General features: G+C 63.2%; 23 protein-coding genes. 7 read left to right on the top strand and 16 right to left on the bottom strand.

Annotated elements, in window-relative coordinates; translation table 11 throughout:
• Positions 1-4: 4 nt before the first annotated feature.
• From AC07VH_RS07135 to leuS, 5 genes are all read right to left on the bottom strand, one after another.
• On the bottom strand, positions 5-442 hold the full coding sequence (locus AC07VH_RS07135; protein ID WP_034745744.1) for a CopD family protein: 438 nt from the start codon (positions 440-442) through the stop codon (positions 5-7).
• Between the two features lie 70 nt (positions 443-512).
• The gene (locus AC07VH_RS07140) at positions 513-1,796 is read right to left on the bottom strand and encodes a glutamate-5-semialdehyde dehydrogenase (protein ID WP_489629573.1); all 1,284 of its coding nucleotides are present in this window, start codon (positions 1,794-1,796) and stop codon (positions 513-515) included.
• An 11-nt stretch (positions 1,797-1,807) separates the two neighbouring features.
• Positions 1,808-2,824: a DNA polymerase III subunit delta gene (holA, locus tag AC07VH_RS07145; protein WP_058048018.1), complete on the bottom strand. Its 1,017-nt coding sequence runs from the start codon at positions 2,822-2,824 to the stop codon at positions 1,808-1,810.
• A 10-nt stretch (positions 2,825-2,834) separates the two neighbouring features.
• Positions 2,835-3,425 (bottom strand): LPS-assembly lipoprotein LptE, encoded by a 591-nt coding sequence (locus tag AC07VH_RS07150; RefSeq protein ID WP_475414119.1) that lies wholly within the window; start codon positions 3,423-3,425, stop codon positions 2,835-2,837.
• A gap of 2 nt (positions 3,426-3,427) precedes the next feature.
• On the bottom strand, positions 3,428-6,067 hold the full coding sequence (leuS, locus tag AC07VH_RS07155) for a leucine--tRNA ligase (protein WP_494788179.1): 2,640 nt from the start codon (positions 6,065-6,067) through the stop codon (positions 3,428-3,430).
• Positions 6,068-6,223: 156 nt separating this feature from the next.
• Here leuS and AC07VH_RS07160 point away from each other — a divergent pair, with 156 nt between their 5' ends.
• Positions 6,224-6,988, top strand: a complete 765-nt coding sequence (locus tag AC07VH_RS07160; protein ID WP_494788178.1) for a DUF6597 domain-containing transcriptional factor — start codon at positions 6,224-6,226, stop codon at positions 6,986-6,988.
• Between the two features lie 77 nt (positions 6,989-7,065).
• Positions 7,066-7,431 carry a VOC family protein gene (locus AC07VH_RS07165; protein WP_475414122.1) on the top strand — a complete coding sequence of 122 codons (366 nt, stop codon included), beginning with the start codon at positions 7,066-7,068 and terminating at the stop codon, positions 7,429-7,431.
• Here AC07VH_RS07165 and AC07VH_RS07170 read toward each other — a convergent pair.
• A complete protein-coding gene (locus AC07VH_RS07170) occupies positions 7,428-8,324 on the bottom strand; it encodes a LysR substrate-binding domain-containing protein (RefSeq protein WP_489629569.1) in 897 nt (298 codons plus the stop codon). The genes AC07VH_RS07165 and AC07VH_RS07170 overlap by 4 nt on opposite strands.
• Positions 8,325-8,484: 160 nt before the next feature.
• Here AC07VH_RS07170 and AC07VH_RS07175 point away from each other — a divergent pair, with 160 nt between their 5' ends.
• Together AC07VH_RS07175 and AC07VH_RS07180 are read left to right on the top strand one after the other, a co-directional pair.
• On the top strand, positions 8,485-9,663 hold the full coding sequence (locus AC07VH_RS07175; protein WP_035822683.1) for an acyl-CoA dehydrogenase: 1,179 nt from the start codon (positions 8,485-8,487) through the stop codon (positions 9,661-9,663).
• 8 nt (positions 9,664-9,671) lie between these two features.
• The gene (locus AC07VH_RS07180; protein ID WP_494788177.1) at positions 9,672-10,922 is read left to right on the top strand and encodes a CaiB/BaiF CoA transferase family protein; all 1,251 of its coding nucleotides are present in this window, start codon (positions 9,672-9,674) and stop codon (positions 10,920-10,922) included.
• A gap of 113 nt (positions 10,923-11,035) precedes the next feature.
• On the opposite strand, the gene AC07VH_RS07185 is transcribed toward AC07VH_RS07180, so the two are convergent.
• Genes AC07VH_RS07185 through AC07VH_RS07195 form a run of 3 tightly spaced genes read right to left on the bottom strand, consistent with a single transcriptional unit; the run spans position 11,036 to position 12,829 of the window.
• Complete coding sequence (locus tag AC07VH_RS07185; protein WP_070220532.1) at positions 11,036-11,362, bottom strand: barstar family protein; 327 nt, start codon at positions 11,360-11,362, stop codon at positions 11,036-11,038.
• Between the two features lie 8 nt (positions 11,363-11,370).
• The gene (gene dapB, locus AC07VH_RS07190; RefSeq protein ID WP_489629567.1) at positions 11,371-12,180 is read right to left on the bottom strand and encodes a 4-hydroxy-tetrahydrodipicolinate reductase; all 810 of its coding nucleotides are present in this window, start codon (positions 12,178-12,180) and stop codon (positions 11,371-11,373) included.
• A 19-nt stretch (positions 12,181-12,199) separates the two neighbouring features.
• The gene (locus tag AC07VH_RS07195) at positions 12,200-12,829 is read right to left on the bottom strand and encodes an outer membrane protein assembly factor BamE (RefSeq protein WP_494788326.1); all 630 of its coding nucleotides are present in this window, start codon (positions 12,827-12,829) and stop codon (positions 12,200-12,202) included.
• 195 nt (positions 12,830-13,024) lie between these two features.
• Here AC07VH_RS07195 and fur point away from each other — a divergent pair, with 195 nt between their 5' ends.
• The gene (fur, locus tag AC07VH_RS07200) at positions 13,025-13,456 is read left to right on the top strand and encodes a ferric iron uptake transcriptional regulator (protein WP_034745717.1); all 432 of its coding nucleotides are present in this window, start codon (positions 13,025-13,027) and stop codon (positions 13,454-13,456) included.
• Positions 13,457-13,507: 51 nt separating this feature from the next.
• Here fur and hrcA read toward each other — a convergent pair whose 3' ends face one another.
• Together hrcA and AC07VH_RS07210 are read right to left on the bottom strand one after the other, a co-directional pair.
• Complete coding sequence (gene hrcA / locus AC07VH_RS07205) at positions 13,508-14,524, bottom strand: heat-inducible transcriptional repressor HrcA (RefSeq protein ID WP_475414127.1); 1,017 nt, start codon at positions 14,522-14,524, stop codon at positions 13,508-13,510.
• Between the two features lie 104 nt (positions 14,525-14,628).
• Positions 14,629-15,354, bottom strand: coding sequence for an HAD family hydrolase (locus AC07VH_RS07210; protein ID WP_494788176.1), 726 nt, complete (start codon positions 15,352-15,354; stop codon positions 14,629-14,631).
• Between the two features lie 244 nt (positions 15,355-15,598).
• On the opposite strand from AC07VH_RS07210, the gene AC07VH_RS07215 reads away from it, so the two are divergent.
• Positions 15,599-16,198: a hypothetical protein gene (locus AC07VH_RS07215; protein WP_475414129.1), complete on the top strand. Its 600-nt coding sequence runs from the start codon at positions 15,599-15,601 to the stop codon at positions 16,196-16,198.
• 41 nt (positions 16,199-16,239) lie between these two features.
• Complete coding sequence (locus tag AC07VH_RS07220; RefSeq protein ID WP_494788175.1) at positions 16,240-16,824, top strand: hypothetical protein; 585 nt, start codon at positions 16,240-16,242, stop codon at positions 16,822-16,824.
• Between the two features lie 187 nt (positions 16,825-17,011).
• Here the strand turns inward: AC07VH_RS07220 and mmsB are convergent, their stop codons facing one another.
• The 5 genes from mmsB to AC07VH_RS07245 all read right to left on the bottom strand — a co-directional run bounded on the left by mmsB (position 17,012) and on the right by AC07VH_RS07245 (position 22,620).
• Entirely contained in the window at positions 17,012-17,914 is a 903-nt protein-coding gene (mmsB, locus tag AC07VH_RS07225; protein WP_494788174.1) for a 3-hydroxyisobutyrate dehydrogenase, read from the bottom strand.
• 122 nt (positions 17,915-18,036) lie between these two features.
• The gene (locus AC07VH_RS07230) at positions 18,037-19,167 is read right to left on the bottom strand and encodes an enoyl-CoA hydratase/isomerase family protein (RefSeq protein WP_494788173.1); all 1,131 of its coding nucleotides are present in this window, start codon (positions 19,165-19,167) and stop codon (positions 18,037-18,039) included.
• Positions 19,160-19,945: an enoyl-CoA hydratase gene (locus AC07VH_RS07235; protein WP_494788172.1), complete on the bottom strand. Its 786-nt coding sequence runs from the start codon at positions 19,943-19,945 to the stop codon at positions 19,160-19,162. The genes AC07VH_RS07230 and AC07VH_RS07235 overlap by 8 nt, the downstream gene beginning before the upstream one ends.
• Complete coding sequence (locus AC07VH_RS07240) at positions 19,942-21,102, bottom strand: acyl-CoA dehydrogenase family protein (RefSeq protein ID WP_131689460.1); 1,161 nt, start codon at positions 21,100-21,102, stop codon at positions 19,942-19,944. The genes AC07VH_RS07235 and AC07VH_RS07240 overlap by 4 nt, the downstream gene beginning before the upstream one ends.
• 9 nt (positions 21,103-21,111) lie before the next feature.
• Positions 21,112-22,620: a CoA-acylating methylmalonate-semialdehyde dehydrogenase gene (locus AC07VH_RS07245; protein WP_326459814.1), complete on the bottom strand. Its 1,509-nt coding sequence runs from the start codon at positions 22,618-22,620 to the stop codon at positions 21,112-21,114.
• Positions 22,621-22,637 lie beyond the last annotated feature (17 nt).

Consider the following 22,637-nt stretch of genomic DNA (forward strand, 5'->3'; position numbering starts at 1 on the left):
TCCCTTAGAAAGGCTTGACCACGACCAGCACGACGACGGCCAGCAGCATCACCACCGGCACTTCATTAAACCAGCGGAACCAGGTGTGGCTACGCTTGTTGAGACCTTTTTCAAACTTGCGCAGGATGGAACCGCAGGCGTGGTGATAGCCGAGCAAGAGCACCACGAACGTCAGCTTGGCATGCATCCAGCCCGGCATCTTCATGCGGCCTTCGCCCCCGCCGTACAGCATCCACATCAACGCGAGCCCCAGCACCATGGCCGGCAGCGCCAGCAGGGACATGAAGCGGTACAGCTTGCGCGCCATCAGCAACAGGCGCTCGGTCGCCACCGTTTCCGTCTCCATCGCCAGGTTCACGAAGATGCGCGGCAAGTAAAACAGGCCGGCGAACCAGGACATGACGAAGATGATGTGGAAGGCTTTGGTCCAGAGAAAGAGCATGGGGTTCCCAGTGTCGGAGGTGGAGAAAAATGAGAGCACGGGCCGCCTTGTGGGCAGCCCGCGAAAGAGGCTACTTACGGACTTCGCCGTGGCCAAAGACCACGTATTTGAGCGAGGTCAGGCCTTCCAGTCCCACCGGACCGCGCGCGTGCAGCTTGTCGTTCGAGATGCCGATCTCGGCGCCCAGGCCATATTCGAAGCCGTCGGCGAAACGCGTCGAGGCGTTCACCATCACCGAGGCGGAATCGACTTCGCGCAGGAAGCGCAGCGCATCGCTGTAGTCTTCCGTGATGATGGATTCCGTGTGCTTCGATGAATACCGGTTGATGTGGTCCATCGCTTCGTCGATGCCGTCGACCACCTTCACCGACAGGATGGCGGCCAGGTATTCGGTGGACCAGTCTTCCTCGGTGGCCGCTACCAGGTGCGGATAAGCGGCGGCGGCCAGGATCGCATGGCTCTCAGCATCGGCGCGCAGTTCCACCTGTTTGGTCAGGTACAGTTCGGCCAGCTGCGGCAGCACGGTGGCGGCGATGGCGCGCGACACGAGCAAGGTTTCCATGGTGTTGCAGGTGCCGTAGCGGTGGCACTTCGCGTTGAAGCCGATATCGATCGCCTTCCTGATATCGGCCTTGGCGTCGATGTAGACGTGGCAGATGCCGTCGAGGTGCTTGATCATCGGCACGGTGGCCTCTTCCATCAGGCGCGCGATCAGACCCTTGCCGCCGCGCGGCACGATGACGTCCACGTACTGCGGCATGGTGATCAAAGCGCCGACGGCGGCGCGGTCGGTGGTGTCGATGACTTGCACGGCATCGGCAGGCAGGCCTGCGCCCAGCAAGCCCTCCGCCACCAGTTTGGCCAGCGCGCGGTTGCAGTGAATCGCTTCCGAGCCGCCGCGCAAGATCGTCGCGTTGCCGCTCTTGATGCACAGGCCGGCCGCGTCCACCGTCACGTTCGGACGCGCTTCATAGATGATGCCGATGACGCCCAGCGGCACGCGCATCTGCCCCACCTGGATGCCCGTCGGGCGGAATTTCATGTTCGAGATTTCGCCGATCGGGTCGGCCAGCGATACGATTTGCGTCAAGCCTTCGACCATGGTGGCGATGGCGGCGTCGGACAGGGTCAGGCGGTCGAGCATGGCCGGCGCCAGGCCGGCGGCGGCTGCCGCATCGAGGTCGCGCTGGTTGGCCGCGCGCAGCAGGTCGGCATCGCGCACGATGGCGGCGGCGATCAGGCTCAAAGCGCGGTTGCGCGTGGCGCTGTCGGCACGCGCCATGGCGCGCGAAGCGGCGCGCGCGCGCGTGCCCACGTCCTGCATATATTCTGTGATGTCCATGCTCGTATCCATATAGTAAAAAACTAGCCTCGGGCGATCTTCAGTCCCAACTGCAGCATGGCGTCCCAGGCATCGCCCGCGTAGCCCTTGGCGCGCAAGCCCTTGATCATCTTGTCCACCTGCGCCGCCTGCTGCAGGGCCGCTTCCAGCACGGGCAGCGAAATGCGCCGCAGGGCCGGTTCCATCATCCGCTCGCGCGGACCCCAGATGCGGTATTCCTTCAGCAGCGCGCCCAACGGACGCCCTTGCGCCATGCCGGCCTTCAATTTTAACAGCGTGCGGATTTCTTCGGAGACGGCCCACAAGACCAGCGGCAGCGCCTCGCCCTCGCCTTTCAAGCCTTCGAGCATGCGCACCAGGCGCGCCGGATCGCCGGCCAGCATGGCTTCGGACAGCTTGAAGACATCGTAGCGGGCCACGTTCAGCACCGCGTCCTGCACTTGTTCGTACGTCAGCTTGCCCGCAGCATGCAGCAAGCCCAATTTCTGGATTTCCTGGTGCGCCGCCAGCAAATTGCCCTCCACCCGTTCGGCGATGAAGTCGATGCTGGCACGCTCGGCGCTTTGCCCCTGCGCGGCCAGGCGCTGGGATATCCACGCCGGCAACTGTGCCCGTTCCACATTCGGAATGTCGATATACACGGCCGCCTGCTGCAGGCTGGCGACCCAGGCCGCCTTTTGCGTGGCCCAGTCCAGCTTGGGCAAGGTGATCAGGGTCAGGTTGTCGGGACTGAGGTTCTTCGCGTAGCTTTGCAGCGCCGCGCCGCCATCCTTGCCCGGCTTGCCCGTGGGGATGCGCAGTTCGATCAGTTTTTTATCGCCGAACAGCGACAGCTCCTGGTTCGCCGCCAGCAGTTCACCCCACTTGAAGCTGCGCTCCACCGTCAGCACGTCGCGCTCGGAGTACCCCTGCGCGCGCGCCGCGCGGCGGATCTTGTCGGCCGCTTCCAGCGCCAGCAGGTGTTCGTCGCTGGTGATCACATACAGCTGCGCCAGCGGCTTGGCCACATGCCCATCGAGCGCGTCTATCCGCAATTGCATGGCGTCCCCGTTACTGCTGCGGGGCGACCGGCGTCACGGGCGCCACCGGCGCCACCGACATGGCCGGCAGTACCGGCTTGATGGCCGCCAGGCGGCGCATGATCTGCTGCACCATGTCGTTGCGCATGTCGCGGTACAGCGCCGCTTCCTCGGTTTCCTTGGCCAGCACCTGCGACTCGTCGAAGGTGATCGGACGCACCAGGCTGATGGTCGTCGGCGCCAGCAACTGGTTGCCGGCCTTGTCCAGCACGCGGAAATTGATCGAGTAACCGAGCTGGTACTCTTGCACGCGGCCATTTTTGTTCAGCGACAAAATGGTCTTGGTACGATTCCTCTCCGGGTCGGTGAGCACCTCAAGGACGGCGTCGGCGCCATCCTTGGTATTGACCACCTCCGTGCTGCCAATGGCGCGGATATAGCGCTTCAGGCCGATCGCCAGCGGCGACGTATCGGGCAAGCCGATGTACATCGTCGCGAACGGCAGCATGAAGCTGCCGTTCGAACCGCGCAAATGAAAGCCGCAGGCCGACAGCAGGACGGTCAGGCCCAGCGCCAGCACGGCGCGACGGCCCAACAGCGATACTTGAGAGGAAGTCGTCATGATTACACCACGATGCTGATTAACTTGCCTGGCACGACGATGATCTTTTTCGGCGTGGTCTCGACGTACTTCTGCACACTTTCGCACGCCAGCGCGGCCGCCTCGATGCTGGCCTTGTCCGCATCCTTGGCCACCGTGATCGAGCCGCGCAGCTTGCCGTTCACCTGGATCATCATCTCGATCTCGGACTGCTCCAGTGCCTGCGGGTCGACCTGCGGCCATGCCACGTTCAGCAGGTCGCCGTGCACGCCCGCATAGCCCAGCTCTTCCCACAAGACGTGGGTGATGTGCGGCGCGACGGGATTGAGCAGGCGCAGGAAGATGGAGAAGCCTTCGGCGATCAGCGCCTTCGACTGCGCGCTATCGTCCAGCTTGGCCGATTCCAGGGTGTTGAGCATCTTCATGCAGGCCGACACCACGGTGTTGTACTGGATGCGCTTCAAGTCGTAATCGGCTTGCTGCAGCAGCTTGTGCAATTCGCGGCGCAGGTTTTTCTGCGCGTCGCCCGTGGCCGGTGCGGCGCCGCCAGCCAGTGCGGCCTGGATCGTCGCCGACTGGGCATAGCCGAAGTTCCACACGCGGCGCAGGAAGCGGTTCGCGCCTTCGACGCCGCTGCCCGACCATTCCAGCGTCTGTTCCGGCGGCGAAGCGAACATGGTGAACAGACGGGCCGTGTCGGCGCCGTACTGCTCGATCTGCGCTTGCGGGTCGATGCCGTTGTTCTTCGACTTCGACATCTTTTCCGTGCCGCCGATTTCCACCGGCTGGCCGTCGGCCACCAGGACGGCGCTTTGCGGGCGGCCCTTGTCGTCGAGCGACAGGCGCACGTCGTCCGGGTTGAACCAGGTGGTCTTGCCCGCGGCGTCCTTGCGGAAATACGTTTCGTTGAGCACCATGCCCTGCGTCAGCAGGTTGACGAACGGCTCGTCGAACTTGACTAGGCCGAAGTCGCGCATGATCTTGGTCCAGAAGCGCGCGTACAGCAAGTGCATGACGGCGTGTTCGATGCCGCCGATGTACTGGTCCATCGGCATCCAGTAATCGTTGCGCGCGTCGACCATGGCATCGTTCGAGCCTGGCGAGGTATAGCGCATGTAGTACCACGACGAATCGACGAAGGTATCCATGGTGTCCGTCTCGCGGCGCGCCGGCTTGCCGCACTGCGGGCAGTCGCACTGCAGGAAAGCTTCATATTTGTTCAGCGGGTTGCCCGTGCCGTCCGGCACGCAGTCTTCCGGCAGCACCACCGGCAGGTCTTTTTCCGGCACCGGCACCACGCCGCAATCGGCGCAATGGATCATCGGGATCGGCGTGCCCCAGTAGCGCTGGCGCGAAATGCCCCAGTCGCGCAGGCGGAACGTGGTTTTCTTTTCGCCCAGGCCCAGTTCCGCCAGGTCGGCGGCCACCGCGTCGACGGCGGAAGCGAAATGCAGGCCGTCGTATTTGCCGGAAGCGACGCACACGCCATCCTTGCTGCCATACGATTCCTGCCAGGCGTCCGTCGAAAATTCCTGGCCCTTGACTTCGATCACTTGCTTGATCGGCAGATTGTATTTCTTGGCAAAGCCGAAATCGCGTTCGTCGTGCGCCGGCACGCCCATCACGGCGCCGTCGCCGTAGGTGATGAGCACGTAGTTGCCGACCCAGACTTCCACCTGCGCGCCCGTCAGCGGATGGGTGACGAACAGGCCGGTCGGCATGCCCTTCTTCTCCATCGTCGCCATGTCCGCTTCGATCACGGAGCCGAGCTTGCATTCGGCGTTGAAGGCGGCCAGTGCAGGATTGCTTTGCGCGGCGTGGATGGCCAGCGGGTGCTCGGCGGCCACGGCGCAGAAGGTCACGCCCATGACGGTGTCCGGGCGGGTAGTAAAGACGTACAGCTTGCCGTCCCCGATCAGGGCGCCGTTCGCGTCCTTGATCTCATGCGGGAAGGCGAAGCGCACGCCCGTCGACTTGCCGATCCAGTTGGTCTGCATGGTGCGCACGCGCTCGGGCCAGCCCGGCAGCTTGTCGTCCACATAGGCCAGCAATTCTTCCGCGTAATCGGTGATGCGCGCGTAGTACATGGGAATTTCGCGCTTTTCGATCAGCGCGCCGGAACGCCAGCCCTTGCCGTCGACCACTTGTTCGTTGGCCAGCACGGTCTGGTCGATCGGGTCCCAGTTCACGGTACCGGTCTTCTTGTAGATGATGCCTTTTTCCAGCATCTTGAGGAACATCCACTGGTTCCATTTGTAGTATTCAGGCTTGCAGGCGGTCATTTCGCGCGACCAGTCGATGGCCAGGCCCATCGATTCCATCTGCTGTTTCATGTGGGCGATGTTCGAATACGTCCATTGCGCGGGCGGCACGTTGTTGGCCATGGCCGCGTTTTCCGCCGGCATGCCGAACGCATCCCAGCCCATCGGCATGAGCACGTTGTAGCCGTTCATGCGCAGGTAGCGGTACATCACGTCATTGATCGTATAGTTGCGCACGTGACCCATGTGCAGCTTGCCCGAAGGGTAAGGCAGCATCGAGCAGGCAAAATACTTGCCTTTTGGGAAACGCGGGTCGTGTTCGACGGCTTTATAGGCGTCGATCGCCTTCCAGTGCGATTGGGCGGCTTGTTCGACGTCGGCGGGACTATATTTATCTTGCATGATGTGCGGCCAATAGTGGATATGAACCGAGCATTATACTGGTTGTCGCCGCCCGATAGCGCGGCGCGCTGGCGGCCCGGGCCGGCATATTTTTGCGAGCGCACAATTATGCTGTGTGATATATACACAATCTTGTTCTTTGCATCAAAGCCGGCCATGATCATCTACCAGGAAGTCGCCCCCATCCCCGCCCTGCGGCCCTGGCTGGACTGCGTCTGGACCTGCCGCGTGCAGACGGGCGCCACGCCCCTGACGCACCAGGTCTTGCCCGACAATTGCATCGATATTTTGTGCCAGGACCAGCAGGACGCCAGCTTTGCCGTCGGCATGATGACGGCGCCGATTGCCGTCGTCAGCCAGGGCCTCGTGCAGACGGTGGCGGCCCGCTTCAAGCCGGGCGCGGCGGCACGCTTCTTCCAGCTGCCCTTGTGCGAACTCAATGATGGACGTGCCGATCTGCGGCAGCTGTGGGGCCGCGAACTGGCGGCGCGCCTGGGTGACGCCCTGTGGAGCGAACCCTTGTCCAACGCGCAAAGAATTGCCATTTTGCAGGATTATCTGCTGCTGCGCCTGCGCGCCGCGCCGCCACGGCGCCAGGCCGGCGTGGCCGACCATGCCATCGCGGCCATCGAGCGCACATGCGGCCAGGTGCGCGTGGACGGCCTGGCGCAGCAGCTGGGGGTGTCGCGCCAGCACCTGGCGCTGCAATTTCGCCAGCAAGTGGGCATCAGCCCGAAGCTGTTTGCCCGCATCTGCCGTTTCAGGGCCGCCAGCGCTGGCTTGAAAAGCCTGCCGCAGCAGCCGGATTGGGCGCAAGTGGCCTTGCAATACGGCTATTTCGACCAGTCGCATTTGATCCACGACTTCCAGGAATTCACCCGCCGCTCGCCCGAAGCGTGGCTGACGGGCCGACGCGCGTGAGCGCCTTCCATTTTTCCAATCGCGCGGCGCGCGCCGGTGGCATGATGGCGTTATTCTTCATTCACCAGGAGCAGAACATGATCAAGGGTTTACGCACCGTCACCTATCCCGTCCCCGACCTGGAGCAGGCCAAGGCCTGGTACAGCCAGGTGTTCGGCACGGCACCGTATTTCGACCAGCCGTTCTATGTCGGCTTTGCCATCGGCGGCTTCGAGCTGGGCCTGCTGCCGGACGGCCAGCCCGGCACGCAGGGCAGCGTGACGTACTGGGGCGTGGACGGCATCGAGCAGGAGGTCGAGCGCATCGTGGCACTGGGCGGCACCCTGCATCACCCGATCACGGACGTGGGCGACGGCATCCGCACGGTGGAATTGCTCGACCCGTTCGGCAATCAGATCGGCCTGATCGACAATCCTCACTTCGATACGGCCAAGGTCGTCTAGGCCGCCTCGCCTTGCAGCCATAGCCGGAACTGCTGCAAGGCCAGCTTTTCATGCGCCGCCTCGGGCGTGATCAGGTAATACGCGCGCTGGCCGCGCAGTGGGCGCTCGCATGCGATGCGCAGCTCGCCGCGCGCCAGTTCCGCCTCCACCAGCATACGGGGCAGCAAGACCACGCCCTGCCCCTGCACGGCCGCCATGGCCAGCATGGAAAACAGCTCATAGCGCGCGCCGTAGCGCGCCCCTTCTCCATCGACCTGCATGGCGTCAAACCACTGGCGCCAGGCACCCGGGCGCGTACTTTGTTGCAACAAGGTCAGGTCCAGCAAATCCTGCGGCTGCCAGGCGCTGCGCGCCGCCAGCAGGCGGGGGCTGGCGACGGGCACGATTTCTTCATGCATCAGCAAGGTGGCGCGCGTGCCGGGCCAGCGCGCCAGCTGCTCGGGCGTGCCCGCGTACAGCGCGCCGTCGTATTCCGTATCGGCAAACATGAACGGTTTCGTGTAGGCATCGATATGCACGACGATGTCCGGGTGCATGCCCGCCAGTGACGACAGCCGCGGCATCAGCCAGCGCGTGGCAAACGTGGGTACCGAGGCCAGCTGCAAGGTCCCGCCACCGCCCTGGCGCGCCATGGTGTCGAGCGTGTCGCGCTCCAAGCCATCGAGGCGGGCCGCGATCTGCCGCGCATACGCGGCGCCGGCGCTGGTCAGCAGCACGCCATGGCGCGTGCGCTGGAACAGTTGCACGCCAAGAAAGCTTTCCAACGATGAAATCTGGCGCGACACGGCGCTTTGCGTCAGCGACAGTTCGCGCGCAGCGTGCGTGTAGCTCTGGTGGCGCGCGGCCGCCTCGAAACAATTTAGCGCCTGCAGCATGGGAATTTTGCGTGACATGGGGGTATCCGGCCGGTGAAATTCCTCTAGTATGCCGCAAGATATGCGTAGCACGCATGTCTGGGTGCGAAAAAATCGTTTGCGCAAGGCTAGGCAAGAACCTACCATGAGCCATATTCAATCTTGCGCCGATCACCGGCGCTCACCTGCGAGGCCTGTGATGAGCAAAACCGTATTCGACTGGAATTCCCCCCTGCTGCTGGAAGAACAACTGACGGGCGACGAACGCGCCGTGCTGGAAGCGGCCCGCGACTATTGCCAGGGCAGCCTGGTGCCGCGCGTGCTCGAATCGTTCCGCCATGGCCGCACGGATGCCGCCATCTTCCGCGAAATGGGAGAGCTGGGCTTGCTGGGCACGACCATTCCCGAAGAATACGGCGGCGCCGGCCTGAACTACGTTTGCTACGGCCTGGCCGCGCGCGAAGTCGAGCGCGTCGATTCGGGCTACCGCTCGATGATGAGCGTGCAATCGTCGCTGGTGATGGTGCCGATCAATGCCTTCGGCAACGAAGAAACCAAACAGAAATACCTGCCGAAACTGGCGACGGGCGAATTCATCGGCTGCTTCGGCCTGACGGAACCGAACCACGGCTCCGACCCTGGCAGCATGGTCACGCGCGCGCGCAAGGTACCGGGCGGCTACAGCCTGTCCGGCGCCAAGATGTGGATCACCAACAGCCCCATCGCCGACGTGTTCGTCGTCTGGGCCAAGGACGATGAAGGCGCGATCCGCGGCTTCGTGCTGGAAAAAGGCTGGAAAGGCCTGTCGGCGCCGGAAATCCACGGCAAGGTGGGCTTGCGTACCAGCATCACCGGCGAAATCGTCATGGATGAAGTATTTTGCCCGGAAGAAAACGCCTTCCCCGACGTGCGCGGCCTGAAAGGTCCATTTACTTGCCTGAACAGCGCCCGCTACGGCATCGCCTGGGGCGCGCTGGGCGCGGCCGAAGACTGCTACCTGAAGGCGCGCCAGTACACGATGGACCGCCAGCAATTCGGCCGCCCCTTGGCCGCCAACCAGCTGGTGCAAAAGAAACTGGCCGACATGCTGACGGAAATCACCATGGGCTTGCAAGGCTGCTTGCGCCTGGGCCGCATGAAGGACGAGGGCTCGCCGGCCGTGGAAATCACGTCTATCATGAAACGCAACAGCTGCGGCAAGGCGCTCGATATCGCCCGCGTGGCGCGCGACATGATGGGCGGCAACGGCATTTCCGACGAGTTCGGCGTCATCCGCCACCTGGTCAACCTGGAAGTGGTCAACACCTATGAAGGCACGCACGACGTGCACGCGCTGATCATCGGTCGCGCCATCACCGGCATCGCCGCTTTCAACTAATGGATGCCTTGGCTTCCACCCTCGCCTCCACCCTGCGGCCCGCGCCGTTGACCGGCTTGCGCGTGCTGGACCTGTCGCGCGTGCTGGCCGGCCCGTGGGCCGGGCAAATGCTGGCCGACCTCGGCGCCGACGTCGTCAAGGTCGAGCAGCCGGGCCGCGGCGACGACACGCGCTCCTGGGGGCCGCCGTATCTGAAGGACGAGGACGGCCGCGACACGGCCGAAGCGGCCTATTTCCAGTGCGCCAACCGCAACAAGCGCTCCTTGTGCATCGACCTGGCCGCGCCTGAAGGGCAAGCCCTGGTGCGCCAGCTGGCCGCCGAATCGGACGTGTTGCTGGAAAATTTCAAGCTCGATGGCTTGAAGCAATATGGCCTGGACTCTGCCAGCTTGCTGGCGCTCAACCCGCGCCTCGTGTACTGCTCCATCACGGGTTTCGGCCAGGATGGGCCGTATGCGGCGCGCGCCGGCTATGACTTTTTGATCCAGGGCATGGGCGGCCTGATGAGCATCACGGGCGTGCCCGATGGCCAGCCGGGCGCCGGACCGCAAAAAGTGGGTGTGGCGCAAACGGACATCCTGACGGGCCTGTACGCCACCATCGCCGTGCAGGCCGCATTGGCCGAACGCGAGCGCTCGGGCCTGGGCCAGCATATCGACCTGGCCCTGCTCGACGTGCAAGTGGCCGCGCTGGGCAACCAGGCCGCCAACTACTTGTGCGGGGGCAAGGTGCCGCAGCGCATGGGCAACGCGCATCCGAATATTGTTCCCTACCAGGACTTTCCCACGGCCGATGGCGACATGATTCTGGCGATCGGCAACGATGGACAGTTTTCGCGTTTTTGCGCCGTCGCCGGCCACCCGGAATGGGCGCAGGACGAACGCTTCGCCACCAACCCGCAGCGCGTGGCGCACCGGGCGGTGTTGATACCGTTGATGCGCCAGACCACGGTCATGCGCACGACGGCAGAGTGGATCAGCGCGTTCGAGGCGCAAGCCGTGCCGTGCGGCCCCGTCAACCGCATCGACCAGGTTTTTGCCGACCCGCAAGTGGTGGCGCGGGGCTTGAAAGTGGAGATGCCGCACCCGACGGCGGGCACGGTGGCGCTGGTGGCCAATCCCGTGCGCCTGTCCGGCTCGCCGGTGCAATACCGCTTGCCGCCGCCCTTGCTGGGGCAGCATACGAACGAGGTGCTGCAGCAGTGGCTGGGGTTGGACGGTGCAGAGATTGACGGCTTGCGTGAGCGCAAGGTGGTGTAAATGTTGGTCGTCTGGACGTAGGTCGGATTGGCGCTTGCGCGGAATCCGACTTGCACAGCCAACAATGTTGTCGGATTACGGCCCGCAGGGCCTAATCCGACCTACGATTCCATTCACTTGAGTACCAGCTTCAACGCCGGCTTCTCGCCATAATCGTCATAGCGTTCATTGATGCCGGCGATGCAAAACGTGATTTCTTCCAGTAAATCAGGCACTTGCGCCTTCATCGCGTCAGCGTCCTGCACCACGATGTCCAGCACTTCGTTCGGCTTCAAACGGAACTGCGTCATGTTTTCATCGTCGCGCAGGTAGCTGAGGCAATCGACCCAGGCATCCATGCTGTTGCCGTAGAACGCGGGGAAACCGAAGGCTTGCACGCATTGCGCGTGAAAGCTCGCTTCATCGGTGATGTCTTTTCCATTCAGGATGGCAGTGGCCATGGTCTTCCTCAGTTCTTCAGCGACAGCACGTCCTGCATGTCAAACAGGCCGGTCGGCTTGTCGGCCAGGAAACGCGCCGCGCGCAGGGCACCGTGGGCGTAGGTGACGCGGCTGCTCGACTTGTGGCTGATCTCGATGCGCTCGCCGATACCGGCAAACAGCACCGTATGGTCGCCGACGATATCGCCGCCGCGGATGGTGGCAAAGCCGATGGTCGACGGGTCGCGTTCGCCCGTCACGCCTTCGCGGCCGTACACGGCGCACTCCTTCAGGTCGCGGCCCAGGGCGCCGGCCACCACTTCACCCATTTGCAGGGCCGTGCCCGACGGCGCATCGACCTTGAAGCGGTGATGCGCTTCGATGATTTCGATGTCGTAGCCTTCGGACAGGCTTTTCGCGGCCAGTTCCAGCAATTTCATGGTGACATTCACGCCCACGCTCATGTTCGGCGCGAACATGATGGCCGTCTTTTCGGCGGCGGCGGCAATGGCGGCCTTGCCCGCGTCATCGAAACCGGTGGTGCCGATGATCATCTTGATGCCATGCTCGGCGCAATACGCCAGGTGCTGCAAAGTGCCTTCGGGACGGGTGAAGTCGATCAGGTAATCGGCATTGGCCAGGCCGGTGGCAAGGTCCGACTCGATCAGCACGCCGGCAGGCTTGCCGAGGAAAGCGGCGGCATCCTGGCCGACGGTCGGCGAGCCGACGCGGTCGAGGGCGCCGGTCAGCACGGCGTCGGGCGCATTGCTGACCGCTTCGATCAGGATATGGCCCATGCGGCCGCTGGCGCCAGCGATGGCGATTTTCAGTTCAGTCATTTTATTCTCTTACAGCAACTTATTTGGTGGGTTCGGCGGCAGGCGCAGGTGCTGGCTCGGCGGCAGGTGCCGGTGCAACGTCAGGCTTGCTCACAGGAATGGCAGGGGCGGCATCGGCCGGTACCGGCACGGCGCTTGGCGCCACGGGCGATGGCACGGCGGCGGCAGGCACGTCGGCCTTGGCGACCTTGGCGAAGGGCGACGGACCGGCGATACGGTCGATATATTCTTTCTCCGTCGGCAAGTTGCCGCCTTCGAAACGTTCAACCTTGCCATCCTTGCCGAAGTACACGACCACGCGGCTGCTGGTGGTTTCGCCACTGCCCCGGGCCAGACGGAATGGATAATCCCAGCGGTCGGCATGGAAGATATCGGTCAGCAGCGAGGTGCCGAGGACGAAACGCACTTGGTCGCGCGTCATGCCCACTTTCAACTGGGCCAGCATCTCTTCGGAGACAAAGTTGCCTTGTTGAATGTCTGGACGGTACGGCGAGAAAAACCACATGAATTTCTGCAGCGGCGTAATGGTGGTCGTCTGCGCTCCCTGTTCGGGGACCAGTTCCTTGCCTTCTTTTTGAGCAGCTGCCGGCTTTTCGCCAAGGATGCCACGGCTGGCGCAGCCGGACATGGCCAGCGCGACACAGACCATGCCTGCCACGACTGGTGCTCGAAATGAAAGACGGTGCCAGAGAGATGGCAATACAGCCGGGGTTACGCGCATAAATGACCTCAATTGGATGAACAAAACGCCAGGAGTGACCGGCCCGCCAAAAAATGCATATTTTGGCACTCCCCGACAAAACGCTATATGATAAAGCACCTGACCCACATACGAGCAACAAACATGAGTAACAATCCTAGTGATCTCAAGGCAAGCGGCCTGAAAGCCACCCTGCCACGGCTGAAGATACTCGATATCTTCCAGAGTAGCCCGGTACGCCACCTGACCGCGGAAGACGTCTACAAGATTCTGCTGGCCGACAATATGGATGTCGGTTTGGCAACTGTCTACCGCGTCCTCACGCAATTCGAACAGGCAGGCTTGCTCAACCGCAACCATTTTGAAACCGGCAAGGCGATTTTCGAACTCAACGAAGGCTCCCACCACGACCACCTGGTGTGCCTCGACTGTGGCCGGGTCGAAGAATTCTTCGACGAAGAAATCGAAATCCGCCAGCAAAAAGTGGCCGAAGAGCGCGGCTTCAAGATCGCCGAACACGCCCTGGCCATCTACGGCAACTGCACCAAGACAGCCTGCCCGCACAAAACAGCCTGACCCACGCCGGCCGCTCCCGCAAGGGGCCGACCGGCGCAGCATTGAACCGCATCAATGCTGGCTGAGCGCGCTCGACAGCAGCTTGGCCGTGATGTCGACGATCGGAATGACGCGCTCGTAAGCCATGCGCGTCGGTCCGATCACTCCCAAGGTTCCCACGATCTTGCCGTTGACTTCATACGGCGCCGTCACCACGCTCATCTCATCCATCGGCACCAGGTTCGATTCTCCGCCGATGAAAATCTGCACGCCCGTCGCCTTGCTCGACACGTCGAGCAGCTGCATCAAGCCCGTCTTTTGCTCGAACATGTCGAACATCTGGCGCAGCGAATGCATATTCGATGACAGATCGCTCACGCTGAGCAAGTTGCGCTCGCCGGAAATGACCATGTCGTCGCTATGGTCGGCCATCGCTTCGCTGCCCGCTTCCACGGCCGCCTGCATCAGGCTGCCCATATCGTCGCGCAACTGGCGCAATTCGCCCTGCAGGCGCACGCGCACGGCGTCGAAGGACAGGCCGCCGTAATTCTGGTTGATGTAATTGGCCGATTGCACCAATTGCGCCGGCGTATAGTCGGCTTCCGTCAGCAATAAACGGTTCTGCACATCCCCGCCGGGAGCGACGATGACGAGCAGGATGCGTTTTTCCGACAGGCGCAGGAATTCGATTTGCTGGAACACGGATTCGCGGCGCGGGCTGAGCACGACACCGGCGAACTGCGACAGCGACGATAGCATCTGCGCCGCGTTGGCGATGGTTTTTTGCGGCTGCGGCGTCTGCAGGCGCATGCGCGATTCCACCAGGTGCTCGTCCAGGTGCCGGACGGTCAGCAGGGTGTCGACAAAGATGCGGTAGCCGCGCGGCGTGGGGATGCGTCCGGCCGAAGTATGGGGACTGGAGACATAACCGAGCTCTTCCAGGTCGGCCATGATGTTGCGGATCGTGGCCGGCGACAGGTCGAGGCCGGAAATTTTCGACAAGGCGCGCGAACCGACCGGCAGGCCGTCGGCGATATATCGCTCGACCAGGGCTTTCAGCAGTGTTTGGGCACGTGTATCGAGTTGCATGGTGTTTTAGGTAAGCAAATAATCTTTATTAAGCAAGCGGCAGCGAAAGCGGCCGAACCTGCATCAACAGCGCCTATTATGCACGTTCGCCCGGCCAGCGGCGATCAATCTTCCAGTTGCCCCTGCAGCCACAGCAGCAATTCATCAAAGTTGGCGCAGATGGCGTCGGGCTGCACGCCGGCGGCCAGGTGGGCGTCGCTGCCCTTGCGGTTCATCCACACGGCACGCATGCCCGCCCCTTGCGCCCCCGTCACGTCGAAATACAGATCGTCGCCCACATACACGGCTTCATGGGGCGCCACGCCCAGCGCCGCGCAAGCGGCCAGGAAGATGCTGGCATCGGGCTTGGCCACGCCAAAATCGCTGGCGGCAATCGACACCTTGAAATGCTGCGCCAGTCCGATAATTTCAAGGTCCGCATTGCCATTCGAGATGGAGCCGAGCAGCAGGCGCTGGCGCATCCAGACCAGGCCCGGCAAGACATCGTCATACGGCTGGACCCGATGGCGCGCGGCCAGGAACTGCGCGATGGCGCCGTCGACCAGGGCGGCATCCTCGCCAGCGGCCTCGAAGGCGGTCAGCAGGCCCGCGCGGCGCAACTCGATCAGATTGCCATGGAAATGCGGTTGTTCCTTGAGCATGGCCAGGCGGTGCTGGCGCAACAGCTCGATGGAAAACTGCTGCGCCACCTTGGGCGCATGCGTGGCCAGCCAGTCGTGCAGCAGGGTTTCGGCGGCGGCAATCACGGGCGCGATGGGCCACAAGGTATCGTCGAGGTCGAACAGGATGGCCTTGGGCGGCACGGCAGGTTTTACAGGAGCAAGGGACATGGGACTCACGGTGGATGCCGCGCCACAGTGCGCAGCCTGCATCTATTGTCGCATTGATCGACGCCGCCAGCATGGCGGCGCCCCCATGAAATGGGGCCGGGCCAGCGCTTCCCGGCGAAAAATTGTTACAGGGTGATACAAGGCAAGATCATCCGGCTTGCCAGATAGACTAAAATAGGCGCCATTCCAATGCGGCGCCAGCGTCCGCGTTGCGCTACCCAACCTAATTCGTTTTGGAGAATGTATGAAAAATTTGTACCTGCGCTCGATGCTGGCGGCGGCTTGCGCCGTCACATTGGCGGCCTGCGGCGGCAGCGGCGGCAACCTGTATCTGAGCGGCCAAGTCTCCAATCTGGCAAAAGATGGCCTGATTCTGCTGAATGATGGCGAACGCCTGCCTGTCGCCTCAGGCCAGACCTCCTTTGTTTTCACCAAGCTGGTCAGCACCGATGACCGCTACGACATCACCATTGCGCAACAGCCAAAGGGCGCCGTCTGCACTATTACCAATGGCGTCGGCAAGGCATCGAGCTATACCGTGACCACGGCCTTCGTGAGCTGCGTGACCAACTCCTACCCGCTGAGCGGCACCATCACGGGCCTGACCGCCGACGGCTTGACCCTGGCCATCGGCAATACCACCACCAGCCCGCTGAAAGGCAGCACCAGCTATACGTTCCCGAATGTCAATGACGGCATCGCCTACAATATTTCCATCGCGACGTATCCAACGGGCCAGACGTGCAGTTTCGTGGGTTCTGCCAGCGCCAACGGCCGCGACGTCGTCGGCACCATGGGTTCAGCCGCCACGACCGGCGCCACACTGAACTGCACGGCGCTGTAAGCCACGCGATTCGTCACCACTATATTGGATTGGAGAAATACATGAAGTTATCCTGCCTGCGCCACCCTGTCGCCGCGCTGCTGTTGACCCTGGGACTGGCTGCTTGCGGCGGCAAGGCCTCGTATGATGTCAGCGGCACCATCAGCAACTTGAACACCAACGGCCTGGTCCTGGCCAACGCCGGCGTCAACCTCCCGATTACAGCGGGCCAGACCTCGTTCACCTTTGCCAAGCGCATCGACTATGGCACCGACTACAACATCACCGTGCAGACCCAGCCAGCCCACATGACTTGCACCGTCAGTGGCGGGACCGGTTCGGCCGGTCACTACCTGAGCATCCAGGCGGCCGTCATGTGCACGCAAAATAGCTACACGGTAGGCGGCACGGTGACTGGCCTGACAGCCGACGGCCTGATCCTGATCAACGGCAATGCGCAAACCTCGGTGGCCAAGGACAGCACGACCTTCACCCTGGCGTCGCGTGTTCCCGATGGCGACACGTATGGCATCAGCATATTTGCCCAGCCGACCGGCTTGAAATGCAGCGTGGCGCCGAACACCGGCGTTGGCGTCATGGGCGAAGCGAACGTGACGACCGTGCAGATCGCCTGCAATCCGGCCTGATGCGGTGACGCTGGCAGCCGCGACGCGGCTGCCAGGAAGAGATATCATGAAAATCTATAGTTGATATTCGAAAGATAAATTGGAGTTATATGTGGCGATGCAGCATAATGCATCTGTCTCCTCCAACTCTTCCAAGAATTGGATTTAGCCCGCTTTCACCAGCGGGCTTTTTTTTGTCCAAAATTTCTCAGGCGGCTTGATTCAAGCCTGGCTGCAGCATCTGCACGATGCTGGAGAAATCCTGCTGCGCATAACCGGCTTGCGCATGCATCTGGTACAGCTGGCGCACCAGCCCGCCCAAGGGCGTGGGCGCGTTCGCCGACAGGGCCGACTGCTGCGCCAGGCCCAGGTCCTTCAGCATCAGCGCCGTGCCGAAGCCGCCCGTGTAATTGCGCGAGGCGGGCGTGCCGTCCATGACGCCGGGCCACGGGTTGTACACTTCCAGGGTCCAGTTGCGGCCCGAACTCTTGGCCATGATCTCGGACAACACTTTCGGATCGAGGCCATGCGCCACGCCCAGGTTCAGCGCCTCGGCCGTCCCCGCCATCAAGATACCCAGCAGCATGTTGTTGCAAATCTTCGCTACCTGGCCCGCGCCCGCCTCGCCCGCATGGAAGATGTTCTTGCCCATCTTTTCCAACAGGGGCCGGGCCTGCTGCAAGGCCGCTTCGCTGCCGCCGACGATGAAGGTCAGGGTGCCGGCTGCCGCGCCCGCCGTGCCGCCCGAGACGGGCGCATCGATCATGGCAAAGCCGCGCTCGCTGGCCGCCTGCGCCACCTGGCGCGCCACGTCGGCCGCGATGGTGCTGCAATCGATGAACAGGGCGCCCGGCTTGGCCGAATCGAGCACGCCGCCGGCGCCCAGATACAGCTCCTGCACATGCTTGTTGGCCGGCAGCATGGTGATGACGGCGTCCGCCGTCTGCACGGCCGCACTGGCGGACGCGGCCGCCGTGGCGCCCGCCTCGACCAGCGACGCCACCGCCGCCGGCGCCAGGTCGAACACGGACACGTGGAAGCCGGCGGCCACCAGGTTGCGGGCCATCGGCGCGCCCATGTTGCCCAGGCCGATAAATGCGATATGTTGCATGGTAAATATCTCCTGTAGCGCCTAAAAAAGCCCATGGCGTTGTTGCCTTGCCTCGTCGTACTAGTCGTACTGCCTTCGGCAAGGCGCCTAGCCCTGAGCATTTTTATGCACTACTTAAATGTTTAAATGTGTAGGTCGGCAAGTGGATGCGTGCTCCACGGCGCCGCAAAATACTCGTCCAGATACGCTGCGCTGACCTCGGCCAGGCTGGCCGGTTGCCACTGCGGCGCGTTGTCCTTGTCGATCAGCAAGGCGCGCACGCCTTCGCTGAAGTCTGCGTGGGCGCAGCATTGCACGGCAACGATCAGTTCCAGCTGGAACACTTGCGCCAGACTCATGTGCCGCGTGCGTACACGCATGTCCCACACCAAGGCGGCCGAAGTGGGCGCGCCCTTGTCCAGCGAGTGGGCCGCCTTTTGCAGCCAGACCGAATCGCCGTCATACGCGGCAATGGCGGCCACCACTTCGGGCAAGGTGGGTGCTTGCGTGAGCGCGGCGATGGCGTCGAAGTTGGCGCGCACTTCGGAGACGGGCAGCATGGAGGCTGGCGCCGAGAAGCCGCGCAGCAAGCGGCTCAGCTGCTGGTGATTCGCCTGCGGATCAGCTTGCCATTGCGCCAGCGCCAGCGCGTCGAGCACCATGTTCCGCTCTTCCTGGCGCAGGAAATAGTCGCCCAGGCCCGCGAACAGCGCGTCGGCCGCGTTCATCGGCGCGCCCGTCAAACCGAGGAACAGGCCGCTGCGGCCCGGCATGCGGCCCAGGAACCAGCTGCCGCCCACGTCGGGGAACAGGCCGATCGTGATTTCCGGCATGGCGATGCGCGTGCTTTCCGTCACCACTTTGTGGCTGGCGCCCGCCATCAGGCCCAGGCCGCCGCCCATGACGATGCCGCCGCCCCACACCAGCAGCGGCTTCGCATACGTATGGATGCGGTGGTCGAGCCGGTACTCCTCGGCAAAGAAGGCCAGCGCCTGCGGGTTCGGCACGACACCCGGTTGCTCGGCCACGGCCGAACGCAGGCTGCGCACGTCGCCGCCGGCACAGAAGGCCTTGTCCGTCGACGATTGCAGCACCACGCAGGCGATGGCGTCGTCAGCATCCCAGCGCACGAGGGCGCCGTCGAGGGCGCGGATCATGTCCAGGGTCAAGGCGTGCAAGGATTTTGGCGCATCGAGGGTGATGACGCCCAGCTTCATGCCGCCGGGACAGTCGCGTTCCTCGATCTTCACGGTTTCAAGCAAAGTCTCAACCATTCTTCCACTCCGCCGGACGTTTTTCCAGGAACGCCTGCACGCCCTCTTTCTGGTCTTGCGTATCGAACAGGCCCAGGAACAGGGTGCGCTCGTCGGGCAGGGAATCGACCAGCGGATGGCTGCGCGCGCCCTGGATCAGGATCTTGCACGCCGTCACGCTGCTGGGACTCTGGCGCGCCACCTTGGCGGCCAGGGCCAGCGCCGTGGCAGCAGCCTTGCCAGTTGGCACGACTTCCTCGACGAGGCCGATGGCCAGGGCCTTGTCCGCATCGACGCGCTCGCCACATAAAATCATGCGCTTGGCCCAGCCTTCGCCCACCAGCCACGGCAAGTGCTGCGTGCCGCCCGCGCACGGCAGCAAGCCGACGGAGGCTTCCGGCAAGGCCATCTGCGCGTGTTCCTCGGCGATGCGGATATCACAGGCCAGCGCGCATTCGAGCCCGCCGCCCATGGCATAGCCATTGATAGCGGCGATGCTAACGCCACGAAACGCGGACAGTGCCTCGAAGGCCTCGCCAAACGCGGCGGCCATGGCGAACGCCGTGTCTTTATTGCCGTCAGCAAACACCTTCAGATCGGCGCCAGCCGAGAAGAACTTGGCGCCGCCGCCCGTGATCACGAGCGCGTACACGTCCGGATCAAGGTTCAGGTCGGCCACCAACTCTTTCAGGGCGCGCAGGCTGGCCAGGGTCCACGTGTGGGCGGGCGGGTTGTCGAGAGTCACCAGGGCCGTGTGGCCGCGGCGTTCCAGCAGCAGATTGGTATACACTTTAGTCATCGTAAGGTCTCCGTGGCGCCGTCTTTCAGAATCGCTCGCGCGACGATCAGGCGCATGATTTCATTCGTCCCTTCCAGGATTTGGTGCACGCGCGTGTCGCGCACATGGCGCTCGAGCGGGTACTCGCGGATGTAGCCGTAGCCGCCGTGCAACTGCAGCGCATCGTTGGCCACATTGAAACCCACATCCGTGGCGAAACGTTTGGCCATGGCGCAATATGCCGTAGCGTCCGGGCTTTCCTGGTCGAGTTTCCAGGCTGCCAGACGCACCATCTGGCGCGCCGCCACCAGCTCCGTCAGCATGTCGGCCAGCTTGAATTGCAAGGCCTGGAACTGCGCCAGCTCGCGGCCGAACTGCGTGCGCTCCTTCATGTACGCCTGCGCCCGCGTCAGGGCCGCCTGCGCCGTGCCCACCGAGCACACGGCGATATTGATGCGCCCGCCATCGATGCCCTTCATGGCGATGGCAAAGCCTTCGCCTTCCGCGCCCAGCAAGTTACCGACAGGCACTTTCACCTGATCGAAGCTGATGATGCGCGTGGGCTGACTGTTCCAGCCCATCTTTTCTTCTTTCTTGCCATACACGATGCCGGGCAAATTCGCCGGCACGGCAAAGGCGGAAATACCGGCCGCGCCCTCGCCGCCGGTTCTCGCCATGACGATCAGCATGTCCGTCTGGCCCGCGCCCGAGATGAACGCTTTCGTACCGTCGAGCACATAAAAGTCGCCATCCTTGACGGCTTTCGTGCGCAAGGACGCCGCATCCGATCCTGACTGCGGTTCCGTCAGGCAATAGCTGGCCAGCTTCTGGCCGGCGGCCAGGGCCGGCACCCACTCGTCGCACAGCGCTTCCTGCCCCCAGCGCGACAGCATCCAGGTAGCCATGTTGTGGATCGTGATGTAGGCCGTGGTCGAGGTGCAGCCGCCGGCCAGCTCTTCGAAGACGATGGCCGCATCCTGGCGGCTCAAGCCCAGGCCGCCCCAGCGCTGCGGCGTGTACAGGCCGCAAAAGCCCATCTCGCCCGCCTTGGCAATCGTTTCCACGGGGAAGATCGATTCCGCATCCCAGTGGGCCGCGTGCGGCGCCAGTTCGCCGTCGGCAAACGCGCGCGCCGCCTGCTGGAACTCGCGCTGCTCGTCGCTCAGTTCAAAGTCCATGGCAGCTCCTTACTTGAGGCTGATGGTGGTGTTGACCTTGCCCACCGAGGCCGCATCCGTGAACCAGCGCTGGGTGATCGTCTGCGTCTGCGTGTAGAACAGCACGACCTGCTTGCCGAACGGACCCAGGTCGCCCAGCTTGGAGCCGCGCGAACCCGTAAAGCTGAACAGGGGCACGGGCACGGGAATGGGTACGTTGATGCCCACCTGGCCCACGTCGATTTCTTCCTGGAAATAGCGCGCGGCCGCGCCGCTTTGCGTGAACAGGGCCGTGCCGTTGCCGTTCGGATTCGCGTTCACCAGCGCAATCGCTTCGTCCAGGGTATCGACTTCGACGACAATCAGGACGGGGCCAAAGATTTCCTGGTCATACACGACCATGCCGGGTTTGACGCCGGACAAAATCGTCGGGCCGACGAAGTTGCCGTTCGGATAGCCATCGACCTTCACGTCGCGGCCATCGAGGGTCAGCACGGCGCCCTGTTCGATGCCCTTGGCAACCAGGCTGTGCACGCGCTCTTTCGCCGCGCACGAAATGACGGGGCCCAGGTCCGGATTGTCCTTGCCCGCGCCCACCGTCAGGGTTTGCGCCTTGGCGGACAGTTCCGGCAGCCACTCGCGCGCTTCGCCCACCAGCACGGCAACGGACGCGGCCATGCAGCGCTGGCCGGCCGCGCCGAAACCGGCGCCCAACAGCTGGTTCAGGGTCTGTTCTTTATTGGCATCCGGCAAGACGACGGCATGGTTCTTGGCGCCCATCATGCATTGCGCGCGCTTGCCGTTCAGGCTGGCGCGCTGGTACACATGCGTGCCCACCTTGCTCGAGCCGACAAACGAGATGGCCTTGATATCCGGATGGTCGCACAGGGCGTTGACCACGTCTTCGCCGCCGTGGATGACGTTCAGCACGCCGGCCGGGATGCCCGCCTGCAAGGCCAGGCGCACGAGTTTTTCCGTCACGAGCGGATCTTGCTCCGATGGTTTCAGCACGAAGGTATTGCCGCAGGCAATCGCCATCGGGAACATCCACAGGGGGATCATGGCGGGGAAATTGAACGGGGTAATGCCGGCGCACACGCCCAGCGGCTGCATCACGCTGTAGGTGTCGACGCCGCCAGCCACGTTTTGCGCGTATTCGCCCATCTGCAGGGTGCCGATATTGGCGGCATGCTCGACCACTTCCAGGCCGCGGAACACATCGCCTTCCGCATCGAGCAAAGTCTTGCCCTGTTCCATCGTCAGGGTGGCGGCCAGGTCGGCCATGTTTTCGCGGATCAGCTGCTGCAATTTCAGGAAGATGCGGGCACGGGCGCCGATCGGCGTCTTGCGCCAGGTTTTGAAGGCGCGCTGGGCCGAGGCGATGGCCGCGTTCACTTCATCGGGCGTGGCGAACGGCACCTTGGCCAGGACTTCCTGCGTGGCGGGGTTGACGACGTCGCGCCAGACGGTGGTGCGGGACTCAACCCACTCGCCGTTGATCAACAGTGGAACGGTCGGAATTGCGGTTTGCGTGGTCACTCGGTGTCTCCTCGTTG

This window comes from Janthinobacterium sp. GW821-FHT03C10, from assembly GCF_059420865.1.

Bases quoted from the DNA above. Each gene is read 5' to 3' on its own strand.
- AC07VH_RS07135 (WP_034745744.1), bottom strand. From the start codon at position 442: ATGCTCTTTCTCTGGACCAAAGCCTTCCACATCATCTTCGTCATGTCC.
- AC07VH_RS07210 (WP_494788176.1), bottom strand. From the start codon at position 15,354: ATGTCCCTTGCTCCTGTAAAACCTGCCGTGCCGCCCAAGGCCATCCTG.
- AC07VH_RS07220 (WP_494788175.1), top strand. From the start codon at position 16,240: ATGAAGTTATCCTGCCTGCGCCACCCTGTCGCCGCGCTGCTGTTGACC.
- AC07VH_RS07175 (WP_035822683.1), top strand. From the start codon at position 8,485: ATGAGCAAAACCGTATTCGACTGGAATTCCCCCCTGCTGCTGGAAGAA.
- AC07VH_RS07230 (WP_494788173.1), bottom strand. From the start codon at position 19,167: ATGGTTGAGACTTTGCTTGAAACCGTGAAGATCGAGGAACGCGACTGT.
- holA (WP_058048018.1), bottom strand. From the start codon at position 2,824: ATGCAATTGCGGATAGACGCGCTCGATGGGCATGTGGCCAAGCCGCTG.
- AC07VH_RS07140 (WP_489629573.1), bottom strand. From the start codon at position 1,796: ATGGATACGAGCATGGACATCACAGAATATATGCAGGACGTGGGCACG.
- AC07VH_RS07235 (WP_494788172.1), bottom strand. From the start codon at position 19,945: ATGACTAAAGTGTATACCAATCTGCTGCTGGAACGCCGCGGCCACACG.
- leuS (WP_494788179.1), bottom strand. From the start codon at position 6,067: ATGCAAGATAAATATAGTCCCGCCGACGTCGAACAAGCCGCCCAATCG.
- AC07VH_RS07240 (WP_131689460.1), bottom strand. From the start codon at position 21,102: ATGGACTTTGAACTGAGCGACGAGCAGCGCGAGTTCCAGCAGGCGGCG.
- AC07VH_RS07170 (WP_489629569.1), bottom strand. From the start codon at position 8,324: ATGTCACGCAAAATTCCCATGCTGCAGGCGCTAAATTGTTTCGAGGCG.
- mmsB (WP_494788174.1), bottom strand. From the start codon at position 17,914: ATGCAACATATCGCATTTATCGGCCTGGGCAACATGGGCGCGCCGATG.
- dapB (WP_489629567.1), bottom strand. From the start codon at position 12,180: ATGACTGAACTGAAAATCGCCATCGCTGGCGCCAGCGGCCGCATGGGC.
- AC07VH_RS07160 (WP_494788178.1), top strand. From the start codon at position 6,224: ATGATCATCTACCAGGAAGTCGCCCCCATCCCCGCCCTGCGGCCCTGG.
- AC07VH_RS07185 (WP_070220532.1), bottom strand. From the start codon at position 11,362: ATGGCCACTGCCATCCTGAATGGAAAAGACATCACCGATGAAGCGAGC.
- AC07VH_RS07165 (WP_475414122.1), top strand. From the start codon at position 7,066: ATGATCAAGGGTTTACGCACCGTCACCTATCCCGTCCCCGACCTGGAG.
- fur (WP_034745717.1), top strand. From the start codon at position 13,025: ATGAGTAACAATCCTAGTGATCTCAAGGCAAGCGGCCTGAAAGCCACC.
- hrcA (WP_475414127.1), bottom strand. From the start codon at position 14,524: ATGCAACTCGATACACGTGCCCAAACACTGCTGAAAGCCCTGGTCGAG.
- AC07VH_RS07150 (WP_475414119.1), bottom strand. From the start codon at position 3,425: ATGACGACTTCCTCTCAAGTATCGCTGTTGGGCCGTCGCGCCGTGCTG.
- AC07VH_RS07195 (WP_494788326.1), bottom strand. From the start codon at position 12,829: ATGGTCTGTGTCGCGCTGGCCATGTCCGGCTGCGCCAGCCGTGGCATC.
- AC07VH_RS07215 (WP_475414129.1), top strand. From the start codon at position 15,599: ATGAAAAATTTGTACCTGCGCTCGATGCTGGCGGCGGCTTGCGCCGTC.